The 13,310-nt window shown below is 36.6% G+C and carries 14 protein-coding genes, 2 tRNA genes and 2 rRNA genes; 15 read left to right on the top strand and 3 right to left on the bottom strand.

Features of this window, described 5'->3' with window-relative positions; all coding sequences use genetic code 11:
• From GMD78_RS09130 to GMD78_RS09080, 11 genes are all read left to right on the top strand, one after another.
• Nucleotides 1-125, top strand: a 23S ribosomal RNA gene (locus tag GMD78_RS09130); the annotation flags it as partial.
• 115 nt (nt 126-240) lie between these two features.
• A 5S ribosomal RNA gene (gene rrf / locus GMD78_RS09125) occupies nt 241-356 on the top strand.
• Nucleotides 357-619: 263 nt separating this feature from the next.
• Nucleotides 620-696, top strand: a tRNA-Met gene (locus GMD78_RS09120).
• A gap of 39 nt (nt 697-735) precedes the next feature.
• Nucleotides 736-812 (top strand) — tRNA-Asp (locus GMD78_RS09115).
• 99 nt (nt 813-911) lie between these two features.
• Nucleotides 912-1,325, top strand: a complete 414-nt coding sequence (locus GMD78_RS09110; RefSeq protein WP_155668510.1) for an HIT family protein — start codon at nt 912-914, stop codon at nt 1,323-1,325.
• A 74-nt stretch (nt 1,326-1,399) separates the two neighbouring features.
• Nucleotides 1,400-2,374, top strand: a complete 975-nt coding sequence (gene thiL / locus GMD78_RS09105) for a thiamine-phosphate kinase (protein ID WP_155668509.1) — start codon at nt 1,400-1,402, stop codon at nt 2,372-2,374.
• Nucleotides 2,375-2,378: 4 nt separating this feature from the next.
• Nucleotides 2,379-2,831: a tRNA (adenosine(37)-N6)-threonylcarbamoyltransferase complex ATPase subunit type 1 TsaE gene (gene tsaE / locus GMD78_RS09100; protein ID WP_155668508.1), complete on the top strand. Its 453-nt coding sequence runs from the start codon at nt 2,379-2,381 to the stop codon at nt 2,829-2,831.
• A 29-nt stretch (nt 2,832-2,860) separates the two neighbouring features.
• Nucleotides 2,861-3,559 carry a tRNA (adenosine(37)-N6)-threonylcarbamoyltransferase complex dimerization subunit type 1 TsaB gene (gene tsaB / locus GMD78_RS09095; RefSeq protein WP_155668507.1) on the top strand — a complete coding sequence of 233 codons (699 nt, stop codon included), beginning with the start codon at nt 2,861-2,863 and terminating at the stop codon, nt 3,557-3,559.
• 1 nt (nt 3,560) lies between these two features.
• Nucleotides 3,561-4,010: a ribosomal protein S18-alanine N-acetyltransferase gene (rimI, locus tag GMD78_RS09090; RefSeq protein ID WP_155668506.1), complete on the top strand. Its 450-nt coding sequence runs from the start codon at nt 3,561-3,563 to the stop codon at nt 4,008-4,010.
• Complete coding sequence (gene tsaD / locus GMD78_RS09085) at nt 4,007-5,017, top strand: tRNA (adenosine(37)-N6)-threonylcarbamoyltransferase complex transferase subunit TsaD (RefSeq protein WP_155668505.1); 1,011 nt, start codon at nt 4,007-4,009, stop codon at nt 5,015-5,017. Before rimI ends, tsaD begins: the two co-directional genes overlap by 4 nt.
• Before the next feature lie 246 nt (nt 5,018-5,263).
• On the top strand, nt 5,264-6,439 hold the full coding sequence (locus GMD78_RS09080; RefSeq protein WP_155668504.1) for an FtsW/RodA/SpoVE family cell cycle protein: 1,176 nt from the start codon (nt 5,264-5,266) through the stop codon (nt 6,437-6,439).
• Between the two features lie 413 nt (nt 6,440-6,852).
• Here the strand turns inward: GMD78_RS09080 and GMD78_RS09075 are convergent, their stop codons facing one another.
• Nucleotides 6,853-8,775 (bottom strand): ABC-F family ATP-binding cassette domain-containing protein, encoded by a 1,923-nt coding sequence (locus GMD78_RS09075; RefSeq protein WP_155668503.1) that lies wholly within the window; start codon nt 8,773-8,775, stop codon nt 6,853-6,855.
• A gap of 132 nt (nt 8,776-8,907) precedes the next feature.
• Here GMD78_RS09075 and moaC point away from each other — a divergent pair, with 132 nt between their 5' ends.
• Both moaC and GMD78_RS09065 read left to right on the top strand, forming a co-directional pair.
• The gene (gene moaC / locus GMD78_RS09070) at nt 8,908-9,411 is read left to right on the top strand and encodes a cyclic pyranopterin monophosphate synthase MoaC (RefSeq protein ID WP_155668502.1); all 504 of its coding nucleotides are present in this window, start codon (nt 8,908-8,910) and stop codon (nt 9,409-9,411) included.
• Nucleotides 9,411-10,040, top strand: a complete 630-nt coding sequence (locus GMD78_RS09065) for a redox-sensing transcriptional repressor Rex (RefSeq protein ID WP_155668501.1) — start codon at nt 9,411-9,413, stop codon at nt 10,038-10,040. The genes moaC and GMD78_RS09065 overlap by 1 nt, the downstream gene beginning before the upstream one ends.
• A 47-nt stretch (nt 10,041-10,087) precedes the next feature.
• Here the strand turns inward: GMD78_RS09065 and GMD78_RS09060 are convergent, their stop codons facing one another.
• A complete protein-coding gene (locus tag GMD78_RS09060) occupies nt 10,088-10,234 on the bottom strand; it encodes a YdiK family protein (protein ID WP_343042218.1) in 147 nt (48 codons plus the stop codon).
• A 64-nt stretch (nt 10,235-10,298) separates the two neighbouring features.
• Nucleotides 10,299-11,024: a CPBP family intramembrane glutamic endopeptidase gene (locus GMD78_RS09055; RefSeq protein ID WP_343042215.1), complete on the bottom strand. Its 726-nt coding sequence runs from the start codon at nt 11,022-11,024 to the stop codon at nt 10,299-10,301.
• 291 nt (nt 11,025-11,315) lie between these two features.
• On the opposite strand from GMD78_RS09055, the gene groES reads away from it, so the two are divergent.
• A complete protein-coding gene (gene groES / locus GMD78_RS09050; protein WP_155668500.1) occupies nt 11,316-11,600 on the top strand; it encodes a co-chaperone GroES in 285 nt (94 codons plus the stop codon).
• A 57-nt stretch (nt 11,601-11,657) separates the two neighbouring features.
• On the top strand, nt 11,658-13,292 hold the full coding sequence (groL, locus tag GMD78_RS09045) for a chaperonin GroEL (RefSeq protein ID WP_155668499.1): 1,635 nt from the start codon (nt 11,658-11,660) through the stop codon (nt 13,290-13,292).
• Nucleotides 13,293-13,310: the final 18 nt, after the last annotated feature.

Genomic DNA, 13,310 nt, shown 5'->3' with positions numbered 1-13,310 from the left:
AGATGAGACTTCCCATCACTTCGAGTGAGTAAGATCCCTCAGAGACTATGAGGTTGATAGGTCCGAGGTGGAAGCGTGGTGACACGTGGAGCTGACGGATACTAATCGATCGAGGACTTAACTAACACATTTTTGATTCGTTGTTTTCTCTTATTTAGTTTTCAAGGTATAATTAAAAAAAACCTTGTATTTTCTTCAAGATAAGCATATAATATATCTTGTCTGAAAAAATAATTTAGATCTGGTAGCGATAGCGAGAAGGTCACACCTGTTCCCATGCCGAACACAGAAGTTAAGCTTCTCAGCGCCGATGGTAGTTGGGGCTTTGCCCCTGCGAGAGTAGGACGCCGCCAGACTTTAATTTTAATTTTTTATATCGCGGGGTGGAGCAAGCCGCTGGCTTCTTCGATAAGCTACTATGTGCAGGCTTGCGAGGAGTGCAACTTCACTGGTAATGCTTTCTACACGACGAGCAGTCTTTAAGCATCACATCCACCGAATAAACTACGAGTAACGCCGAAGTATAAAGCTTCCTTGAATATGCTGGTAGATGTAGGCGTCAGAAACAAGATCATAGCTCTTATAATAAAGAGCATGAAAAAATAATATTATTTCATATCGCGGGGTGGAGCAGTCTGGTAGCTCGTCGGGCTCATAACCCGAAGGTCGTAGGTTCAAATCCTGCCCCCGCAACCAATTTAATTCAAGTGCTGTGAAATGCAACCAATTAAGTTTGGTCCGGTAGTTCAGTTGGTTAGAATGCCTGCCTGTCACGCAGGAGGTCGCGGGTTCGAGTCCCGTCCGGACCGCCATTTAAAACATAATAAGAATACATATACAGACATGATTTCAATTGAGATCATGTCTTTTTATTTAGTTAAATGTTAGCTTAAAAAGGAAGGGGTTAGATAATGGGTTTAAATTGTGTTTTTTGTAATCTTGAACTGGAACCGGAACAACAAATTCTTTTAAGTAATAAGTATTGCATGTTTTTACAATTAAAAGAAGCTGACCAACAAGAAAGAAAACAACTAAATGGTGCAGGACTTATTGTTCCAATAAAACATAGGAGAACTGTTTTTGATTTAACAAACGAGGAATGGAATGCAACATATACGTTACTTCAAGAGGTAAAAAAACTAATAGATGTTCGTTATCATCCTGATGGTTATAACTTAGGATGGAATTGTGAGACCATAGGAGGTCAGCATATTATGCATGCACATTTTCATGTGATTCCTAGATATAAAGAGGAACCTTTCGCTGGCAAAGGGATACGGTATTTATTTAAAAGTAAACATAAAAAAGTAAACATAAATAAGTAATTAAGATTAATTTTTTTCATTTAGCATTGTTTTTGCTATTATTAGTGTAGAACTTTCAAGGATTGGTGTTATTTATGGATGAATTTTCTTTCATTAACTCAATTAAACAAAATACTTATAAACAATCATCCATTGTAAAAGGAATAGGTGATGATGCTGCTGTTTTTCGTCAATCATCTGAAGATATAGTTATAGCTAAAGATATGTTTGTAGAAGGGGTTCATTTTACAAAGCAAACGATGGACGCCTTTCATGTTGGCTATCGAGCCTTAGCAGCTAATCTTAGTGATTTGGCAGCGATGGGAGCTATTCCTGCCTTTTATCTCGTAGCAATAGCTATTCCAGAATCTTGGTCTGAAGGAGAGTTGGATCAAGTATATAAAGGTATGAAGGAATTAGGAGAAGCTTATCAAATGGATTTAATTGGCGGGGATACGATATCTGGAAATGATTTAACAATTTCAGTTACCGTTATTGGGTATACGGAGAAAAGCAAGGCTAGTTATCGAAGTAACTCACAAGATGGTGATGTGGTGTTTGTAACAGGTACACTAGGGGATTCTCAAGCAGGATTCCATATTATAAACCATCATGGGCAATATATAGATGAAGTATTCTATAAAGAGAGACATAGAATGCCAACCCCTCGTATTGAATTTGTTCGGGAGTTACAAGGGGTTTCTAGAGTTTGTTTAAATGATATAAGTGACGGAATAGCTAGTGAGGCAATAGAAATTGCACAGGCTTCCCATGTAAATTTACATATTTTTGACGAAAAACTTCCAGTCAGAAATACATTTGATCAATTTCCTCAATCCTTGCAGCATAAATGGAAGTTATTTGGTGGAGAGGATTTTGAAATATTAGGTACCGTTTCAAAAGATGATTGGGCAATGGTTGAAGAAGCAGCAAAAAAAACAAATACCAAACTAACAAATATAGGGTATGTTAAGGATACAATCGATACGACTGGTAACGTGTTTTTACATCGAAGTAATGAAAAGGTTGAACAACTAGAGAAAAAAGGATATAACCATTTAAGAAGGTGACTAAATGAGTAGTAAACAAATACAGACAAATACAGAAGAGGAAACTCTAAAAATTGCACAAAGACTTGCGAATTTAGTAAAGCCTGGTGATGTAATCACGTTAGAAGGTGATTTAGGAGCCGGGAAAACAACTTTTACAAAAGGTCTCGCACAAGGTCTAGGTGTAAAGAGAACGGTTAGTAGCCCAACGTTTACAATCGTAAAAGAATATGAAGGACAAATACCTTTATATCATATGGATGTCTATCGATTAGAAAACTCCGATGAGGATATCGGATTTGAAGAATATTTTAATGGATCGGGGCTAACTGTTGTTGAATGGGCACAATTTATAGAAGAATATTTGCCGAACGAAATATTAACAATCCATTTCAATTATATTGATGAACATTCTAGGTTAATTGAGTTCAAACCCAAAGGAAGTCATTTTGAAGATATAGTATCTAAATTAGGATAAGGTAATATTCGTTCAGAAGGAGTTATATCATGTATATACTTTCGATTGATACATCTAATCAATCATTAGGTGTGGCGATAATGAAAAATGACATAGTTATTGGCGAGGTGATTACGAACATTGCTAAAAATCATTCCGTCAGACTTATGCCAGCAATAGACGAATTAATGAAAGAAGTTAACATAACACCTGAGCAATTAGAAAAAATTGTAGTTGCTAAGGGGCCAGGTTCGTATACAGGGGTTCGAATCGGGCTAACTACTGCTAAAACCCTTGCATGGGCATTAAATATCCCTGTTGTAGGTGTTTCTAGCTTAGAGGCACTTGCATACCAAGGGCGTTTCAGCCAAGCTTTAGTATGTCCTTTTTTCGATGCACGAAGAGGGCTTGTTTTTACGGGCGTATATCAATGGAAAGAAGGAAAACTAAGTTTAGTTCGTGAAGAAACGAATATGCTAATGGAAGATTTGCTTCAATCGTTTTTGGAACAAAACCAAGAAGTGCTCTTTTTAAGTCCAGATATCGATAAACATGCTGAAAATATAAAGGGTAAATTAGGTGATTTAGCTATAATACCTGAAAATACGTTCCAAATAGCTAATCCATCACATCTTGCTTTAGCTAGTACCAATTATGAAGCAGATCACACTCACTCATTAACTCCTAATTATTTACGTTTAGCTGAAGCTGAAGCAAATTGGTTAAAATCACAGAAGGAAACAAAATAGCATGGCTGAATTATCTATACGAAAAATGGAGCTTTCAGATATTAGTCAGGTAATGGAAGTGGAAACTAGATCGTTTGAAAGTCCGTGGACGGAGGATATTTTTTATCAAGAAATAGTAAAAAATAAACATGCTCATTATTATGTCATGTTAATTGAAAAGAAGATAGTTGGATTTGTTGGGGTATGGATTGTTTTTGATGATGCGCAAATAACAAATATTGCGATATTACCGGAGCTCCGTGGTAACAAATTAGGCGAAAAGTTATTTCGATTTACGATGCAGCAAGCTATAGGCATGGGGGTTGAGCGACTTTCTTTAGAAGTGAGGGCTTCCAATACGGTCGCACAACGCTTGTATCGAAAGTTTGGTTTAGTAGCTGGAGGTATCAGGAAAAATTATTATAGTGATAACAATGAGGATGCGATAGTAATGTGGGTGAATTTAAAATGAAAAAAGATACATATATCTTAGGAATTGAAACTAGCTGTGATGAAACAGCAGTTGCAATTGTAAAAAACGGAACGGAAATTATTTCAAATATAGTTGCTTCACAAATAGAGAGTCATAAACGATTTGGTGGAGTTGTGCCAGAAATAGCATCTAGGCATCATGTAGAGCAAATGACAATCGTATTAGAGGAGGCATTTCAAGAGTCAAATCTTAATTGGAAAGACATTGATGCGATCGCAGTAACGGAAGGGCCAGGATTAGTAGGGGCTCTTCTTATCGGCGTTAATGCAGCTAAAGCACTAGCTTTTGCTAAACAAAAACCTTTAATAGGAGTTCATCATATTGCTGGACATATCTATGCAAATCGGTTGGAAAAAGAATTTCAATTTCCATTATTAGCATTGATTGTTTCAGGAGGTCATACAGAGCTTGTTTTAATGAAAGAACATGGTAGGTATGAATTAATCGGTGAGACGAGAGATGATGCAGCTGGAGAAGCATATGACAAGGTTGCAAGAATGTTGGAACTACCGTACCCTGGTGGCCCCCATATAGATCGATTGGCTTCAGAAGGAGAAGCTTCAATAGACCTTCCGCGTGCTTGGTTAGAAGACGATAGCTATGACTTTAGTTTCAGTGGTTTAAAGTCAGCTGTTATTAACACGATTCATAATGCCAAACAACGTGGTGAAAGCTTGAAAAAAGAGGATATTGCAGCAAGTTTTCAGGCAAGTGTGATTGACGTACTTACAACAAAAACGGTAAAGGCTGCCAAAAACTATCATGTAAAGCAAGTTATTGTTGCTGGTGGAGTAGCAGCAAATAAGGGACTTCGAACGGCATTAACGGAAAAATTTGCTGAAACAGATATCCCTTTGCTCGTTCCACCTTTACGATTATGTACGGATAACGCTGCAATGATCGCTGCTGCAGGAACTATTTCATACGAACAAGGGAAACGGTCAGGAATGGACTTAAATGCTAATCCCTCTTTATTATTAAAATAGGTTAATCCTGCATATGGAGTGGGATAGAGAAAAAAACTACAGATTTATCCACAAGTATGTTGATAAAAATTGTGGAAACTTGATTTTATTGTAATCTAATTGTGAATAAAATCTGTTGATAAGTTAGATATCGCTTGTGGATACTGTGTATAACCCTGTTGATAACCAGTAATACCCCTATTTTACTTGTGTATATTTCTGTGGATTATAAGATTCACTATTTTAATTGGAATTAGGTGCTTCTATATGTCAAAAAAACAATCCTATTTTTTACAAAATGACTTAATAATCCTATTATTATTGTTTATTTGTGTTAGCTTGCTCGCAATATATAATGCACAGCAAATGCCACAAAACGCTGGGGAGAACTATGTTCTAAAACAAATGATTTGGTTTTCTATTGGAATTTGTATTTTAGCAGCAATCCAGTACTTTGAGTTAGATCAATTATATAAAGCTAGTATTATTATTTATAGTATTGGAGTACTTGTTTTAATTGTGCTGTTAATTAGTCCAGAGAGTATTGCTGCAGAAGTTCGAGGAACAAAGAGTTGGTTTACATTTCCGGGGTTGTCATTACAGCCAGCTGAATTTACAAAAATCACTACCATCTTATTCTTAGCTGCCGCTATTAGTCAGCATAAAGCAAAATATGATCAAGCAACGATTAAATCGGATATAGTTTTATTAATTAAAATAGGATTTATTACTGCTGTACCAGTATTTTTCATTTTGCTTCAGCCTGACTTTGGGACATCCATGGTGTATGTATTTATTGCAGGAATGATGGTGCTACTTTCAGGAATTGATTGGAAGATCATATTTAGCTTAGTAACAATCGTATCTGCAATTGCGGCGGGAGCTTTAATTTTAGTGATAAAGTTTCCCGAACTTGCACAGGAAACCATTGGCATAGAGCTTTATCAAGTAAACCGAATATTGACGTGGTTTGATCCAAATCAACAGACCAGTAATGATACATGGCAGTTTGATCTGTCTATGCTGGCTATAGGTTCAGGACAGTTGTTTGGGAAAGGTATGAGTGGTTTAGAGGTTGTATCATTGCCAGATGCACATACCGATTTTATCTTCTCTATTATTGGAGAGAGCTTTGGGTTTATTGGAAGTGCGTCGGTCATTTTATTATACTTTTTACTGCTGTACCGATTAGTTACTCTAGGGCTAAATAGCTATAAAAACAGCCCGTTCGGTTCGTATATTTGTTTTGGATTTATGAGTTTGCTTTTGATCCATGCGTTTCAAAATATAGGCATGACCATCGGTATAATGCCGATCACAGGAATACCGTTACTGTTAATAAGTTATGGTGGAAGCTCTGTCTTATCTACAATGATTGGATTCGGTTTAGTTTATCGAGTAGCGGTAGAACATACAATAAAAAATGATTATTTATTTAAGTAGAAGGAGCTGGGCAAAAAGTTTTTTAATTAAAGAAAAATTCTTCAGTTAGATTTCTAACTGAAGAATTCTATTTGAGTTGATTTTATTGTCCTGCGTTTGATCTCACACTCTGATTTTATCGAGCGCTATAATACGGCTTCGGCAGAATATTTCGCTTTCACTTTCAGCACAATGGCGACATCTGTTCAAGCTCCTTGCAGTCACTTTCACAGTGTCTACGTTGCCACGGGCACGGCTTCGGCCAGGGAACATCATGATTATGCTTCGAAGCGATGCTAGAAGACGCAGGCACATCAGTCGGGGGATTTCAGACACGTGCTGTTCCCGCAAGAATCTACGTATTCTGCCTACGCTAGTCGTGGTGTTTGATTATTGTATGGATAAATAACCTAGGAATATATGCTTCTTTAAAACTATTCCTCTTGTAATTCTGACCATTCTTCCATTAATTGTTCAATTTCTTTTTTTACTTCATTTGTTTTGTTCGTATACTCTAAAGCTTTCTCATGATCTTCATACACTTCAGGTTGTGTCATTTTTTCTTCAAGGGAAGAAAGCTCTAATTCAAGTTCTTCAATTGTTTCTTCTAGTTTAGCGATTTTACGATCTCGCTTTCGTTGCTCACTTTGTAATTTCTTTTCTTCCTTATAGCTTAACTTCTTATCATTTGTTTTATCACTAGGCTCTTCTGCTTTTTGGAGGTTTTCTAATTCTTGCTCTTCTTGTTTTTTCTCCATATAGTAATCATAATCGCCTAAATAAACGGTAACCCCATCTTTTTGCATTTCAACTACTTGATCTGCAATCTTATTAATGAAGTAACGGTCATGGGAGACAAAGATAATAGTTCCAGGAAAATCAATAAGTGCCGCCTCTAAAACTTCTTTGCTATCAATATCTAAATGGTTGGTAGGTTCATCAAGCACGAGTAAATTCGCCTTTTGCATACGTAATTTCGCTAGTGCTAATCTTGCTTTTTCTCCCCCGCTTAATGAATGAACAGGCTTTAGAACATCATCTCCTGAGAAGAGGAAGTTACCAAGTACTGTTCGAATATCCTTTTCATTTATATGTGGGTATTCGTCCCATAGCTCATTCAAAACGGTTTTCGATGAATGTAAGTTTGCTTGTTCTTGGTCATAATAGCCTATTTGTACATTTGTACCTAGCTGGATATTTCCGGTCGTTTGTTCCAGTTTACCAATGATTGTTTTTAGTAATGTAGTTTTACCAATACCGTTTGGACCAACTAGAGCAATGCTTTCTCCACGATTGATATGAAGCGTTAGATCGTTAAATAGTGGTTCAGATTCGCCCTCATATTTAAAAGATAGTTGTTCAATTTTTAAAACGTCATTTCCACTACGCTTATTGATTTGGAAAGTCATGGAAGCAGACGCTTCATCACCGAGTGGTCTATCTAGTTTTTCCATTTTCTCCAACTGCTTACGTCGGCTTTGTGCTCGTTTAGTTGTGGAAGCTCGTACAATATTTCGTTGAATAAAGTCTTCCATCTTTTTAATTTCGGTTTGTTGCTTTTCAAATTCTTTTAAATCCTGTTCGTAGTTCAGCGCTTTTTGTTGCAAATAGTTACTATAAGTACCATGATATTTTTTGGTCTTATGCCGAGAGATTTCATATACCATAGAAACTGTTTTATCTAAGAAGTAACGGTCATGTGAGACAATGGTTACTGCACCAGGATAACTAATTAAATAATTCTCTAACCATGCTAATGTTTCAATATCAAGATGGTTGGTAGGCTCATCGAGGATGAGTAGGGCAGGTTTAGTTAATAAAAGCTTTCCAAGAGCTAACCTAGTTTTTTGTCCACCACTAAGTTCATTTATTGGTGTTTGGTCGTTATAATCCTGAAAATTAAGACCAGTTAATACTGCTTTTATATCAGCTTCGTATCGGTATCCGCCACTTTCCTCAAATGCTTGCTGAAGCTTGTCATATTCATTTAATAATTTTTCATAATCTTCCTCTTTAAGATTGATTGCTTGAGCCATTTTATTCTCTAATTTTCTTAATTCCTTTTCTTGAATAAGTAAAGGCTCAAACACTTGTAACATTTCATCCCAAATGGTATTATTCGATTCTAATCCGGTATGTTGGGATAAATAGCCAATCGTTAGGTCCTTCGGTTTAAACAATTCCCCTTCATCATAGGTCATTTCATTTGCCATGATTTTAAGTAGTGTAGATTTGCCTGCTCCGTTTCTTCCAACAATAGCAATTCGATCTTTATCTTTTATTTCAAGTTTTATATTTGATAGAATTTCTTCTGCTCCAAAGGATTTAGAAATTCCATTTAATTGCATTATAATCATGTGTATTCACCTCAGTTAGTAACAGTTTATCTTATTATGAAAGAAGTAACAAATACTTAATTGTGAAATTAATCACGACTTATAGAAGTTTTTCTGCTAAAATAGAGTTGAGTATAAATTGGAGATGAGCTTATGTCAGACTTTACGCATTTTAATGCTCAAGGTCGAGCACAAATGGTTGATATTAGTGAAAAGAAAGAATCAGAAAGAACGGCAATAGCATGTTCAAGTATTCTTGTCACAAAGGAAATATATGAAAAAATAACAGAACAAAAGATTGAGAAAGGTGATGTTCTAGCAGTTGCCCAAGTAGCAGGCATTATGGCTGCAAAAAAAACATCAGATTGGATTCCTATGTGTCACCCTTTACAATTAAAAGGAGTGGATATCAACTTTAATTGGAAGATAATAGATCGAAACTATGAATTAGAAATAACTGTTATGGTTAAAACAAAAGGAAGTACGGGAGTTGAAATGGAAGCGCTAACCGCAGCGTCTGCAACAGCTCTAACAATATATGATATGTGTAAAGCGATTGATAAAGGAATGGTAATCGGAAAAACCTATTTACTAGAGAAGACTGGTGGTAAATCAGGCGACTACTACTATGATCAACATCTTGAGGAGGATAACTAATGGATCAAAATAAAATACCACAAGCTACCGCAAAGCGTCTACCCTTGTATTATCGTTTTCTAAATAACTTACAACACCAAGGAAAGACTCGAGTATCTTCCAAAGAGTTGAGTGATGCAGTAAAAGTTGACTCGGCTACCATTCGTAGGGATTTTTCCTACTTTGGTGCATTAGGGAAAAAGGGTTATGGCTATAATGTAGAATATTTACTTGGTTTCTTTCGTAAAACGTTAGATCAGGATGAATTAACTGAAGTTGCTTTAATTGGTGTGGGTAACTTAGGTACAGCATTTCTAAATTATAATTTTGTAAAAAATAATAATACCAAAATTGTAATGGCATTTGATACAGATCCAGAAAAAGTAGGTACAGAGATTGGTGGAATACCAATTTATCATATTGATGATCTGGAGGGGAAAATTTCTGGCGTAAAAGTTGCAATATTGACCATTCCTGCTAGCGAAGCGGATAGTGTGACAGATCGGCTAGTCACAAAAGGAATCTCTGGTATATTAAACTTTACTCCAGCTAGAATTACGGTGCCAGAACATGTCCGTGTGCATCATATCGATCTAGCCGTCGAATTACAAGCACTGGTTTATTTTCTAAAACATTATCCACTAGACTAAAAAGGGTGCCTGTCACTTGTCGAATTTCGACAAGTGACAGGCACCTTTTACTTCTTCTTGTGGCGTTTTACTCGGAGGTGGGTACGAATAAGACGTATACCCACTCCGAAGTCTAATGCTGCAAATGCCGCGAACAATATCGTTGTAAAGTTCCAGATTGTATCACCATTAGCACTTTGTAGGGCGATGTACATGAACAGTAGTCCCATAGCAAAGTAAATAATGGCCATTGTTTTAGGTGAAATTTTCATGTTGAAACTATCCTCCAATTAAGATCATCTGTGTTTGTTCTAGTTGTTTACGCATCCGTTCTAAATCCTCAGGGTCTAAGTTGTATTGTACAAGAACAGAAATGGTATTTAGTGTCATATGTACAATAATTGGTACGAGAATGGTCTTGGTTTTTACATAAAGAAAAGCGAAAACGAACCCTACGGAAGCGTAGATGAGTAAGTGTTCTGGCTCCCCGTGAATAATTCCAAAAATGAAAGCAGATAACAGAGCTGCCAAGAAGAAATTCATCCGTTTATAGAAGGTACCAAAGATAATTTTACGAAAAATTACTTCCTCTAATATCGGTGCGATGATTGCAGGAATAATCATAAATAACGGAATAGCTCTTATAACTCCAACAATCATTTCGGCATTTTCTGATTCCATTTCAAAACCTAATAATTCTGTTTCAATAAAACCGGCAATACCTTGTGCAAAGTAGGCCATAAACAACCCTAATATAGACCACAGGACGATTTCAGGTGTTTTATTTTCTCTATTTCTAGCTTGTCCCATTTTCATGTCAGGCTTCATTAACATTAATACAATAATTAGGCCGACAATAAAACTGAAGATGGACCAATAAATAGAATAGATGGATAATGCTTCATCACTAATGTTTGTTGCGAAACTTAGTATTCCAACAAAAACAACTCCAGAAAGTTGCATGATAATATATGTTATTATGACCCACCAATAATGATTTGCCACGATGACAACTCCTTTTTGTTCTTCGTTAACATCTTATTTAGTATAGTTTATACAATTGCTGCATAAACTATCTACGTTTGAAGCATTCCCGTGTATTTTATCATATTACAAGCCTATATAATAATAGAACGTGTTCGTATAGATTGATTAAAAAATTTTTATAAAATAATAGTTACAATACTTGCAATTCAAAAAGAAATTATTTATTATATTAATTGGTATTAGCACTCAGGTGTATTGAGTGCTAACAAAAAATACAAAACTAGATAAGGAATTAAGGAGGTTGTCTACATGATTAAACCACTAGGAGATCGAGTTGTTATTGAGCTTGTAGAACAAGAGGAAACAACAGCAAGCGGTATCGTACTTCCAGACTCTGCAAAAGAAAAACCACAGGAAGGGAAAGTTATTGCAGTAGGCTCTGGTCGCGTAACAGAAAATGGAGAGAAAGTAGCTCTTGAAGTTTCTGAAGGAGATCGCGTTATTTTCTCAAAATTTGCTGGTACAGAAGTAAAGTATGACGGCACAGAATACTTAATTCTTCGTGAAAATGACATTTTAGCAGTCGTAAGCTAAATCAATTTTAACATATCATAACATATATTTTTTTTAATATTAAGGAGGGCATTTCAGATGGCTAAAGATATTAAATTTAGTGAAGACGCACGCCGCGCGATGCTTCGTGGTGTAGATACATTAGCAGATGCTGTAAAGGTAACTTTAGGACCAAAAGGTCGTAATGTTGTTTTAGATAAAAAATTTGGTTCACCTCTTATTACAAATGATGGTGTAACCATTGCTAAAGAAATCGAATTAGAAGATGCTTTTGAGAACATGGGTGCACAACTTGTATCTGAAGTTGCATCAAAAACAAATGATGTTGCTGGTGATGGTACAACTACTGCAACTGTATTAGCTCAAGCTATGATTCGTGAAGGACTAAAAAACGTAACTTCTGGTGCAAACCCAGTTGGAATTCGTCGTGGTATTGAAAAAGCTGTTGCTACAGCAGTAGAAGAATTACAAGCAATTTCTTCACCGGTACAAAGCAAAGAATCTATTGCACAAGTTGCTGCAATCTCTGCAGCTGATGAAGAAGTTGGTAAACTAATTGCTGAAGCAATGGAACGCGTAGGTAATGACGGTGTTATCACTATTGAGGAATCTAAAGGATTCAATACAGAGTTAGAAGTTGTAGAAGGTATGCAATTTGACCGTGGATACGCTTCTCCATACATGGTTACTGACCAAGATAAAATGGAAGCTGTATTAGAAGATCCATATATCCTAATTACAGATAAGAAAATTGGTAACATTCAAGAGGTATTACCAGTACTAGAACAAGTTGTTCAACAAGGTAAACCACTTCTAATCATTGCTGAAGATGTTGAAGGTGAAGCTCTTGCTACTTTAGTAGTAAACAAACTTCGTGGTACTTTCAACGCTGTAGCAGTTAAAGCACCTGGTTTTGGTGATCGTCGTAAAGCAATGCTTGAAGACATCAGTATCTTAACTGGTGGTGAAGTAATTACTGAAGATCTTGGCTTAGACCTTAAGAGTGCTTCAATTGAGCAATTAGGTCGCGCTTCTAAAGTTGTTGTAACAAAAGAAAACACAACGATCGTAGAAGGTAATGGAAATCCTGAAGCTATTTCTTCACGTGTAGCACAAATCCGTGCACAAGCAGAGGAAACTACTTCCGATTTTGATAAAGAAAAATTACAAGAGCGCCTAGCTAAATTAGCTGGTGGTGTAGCAGTAGTTAAAGTTGGTGCTGCAACTGAAACAGAATTAAAAGAACGTAAACTTCGTATTGAAGACGCACTGAACTCTACTCGTGCAGCTGTTCAAGAAGGTATTGTTTCTGGTGGTGGTACTGCACTAGTAAACGTACACGCAAAAGTTGCTGAACTTTCTCTTGAAGGTGACGAAGCAACTGGTGCAAACATCGTACTTCGTGCACTAGAAGAGCCAGTACGTCAAATCGCACATAATGCTGGACTTGAAGGATCAATCATTGTTGAGCGCCTAAAAGGCGAAGCTGTAGGTGTCGGATACAACGCTGCAACTGGCGAATGGGTAAACATGGTTGATGCAGGTATTGTTGACCCTACAAAAGTTACTCGTTCTGCATTACAAAACGCAGCATCTGTAGCAGCTATGTTCTTAACTACAGAAGCTGTAGTCGCTGATAAGCCTGAAGAAAATGAAGGCGGCGGCGGAATGCCTGACATGGGCGGCATGGGTGGAATGGGCGGCATGATGTAGGAGATGCCTGTAAGCATT

It is taken from the genome of Ornithinibacillus caprae, from assembly GCF_009728145.1.
GTDB classification, from domain to species: domain Bacteria; phylum Bacillota; class Bacilli; order Bacillales; family Amphibacillaceae; genus Ornithinibacillus; species Ornithinibacillus caprae.
Note: the sequence above shows the minus strand (reverse complement) of the source record. Positions and strands in the feature narration are given on the sequence as shown.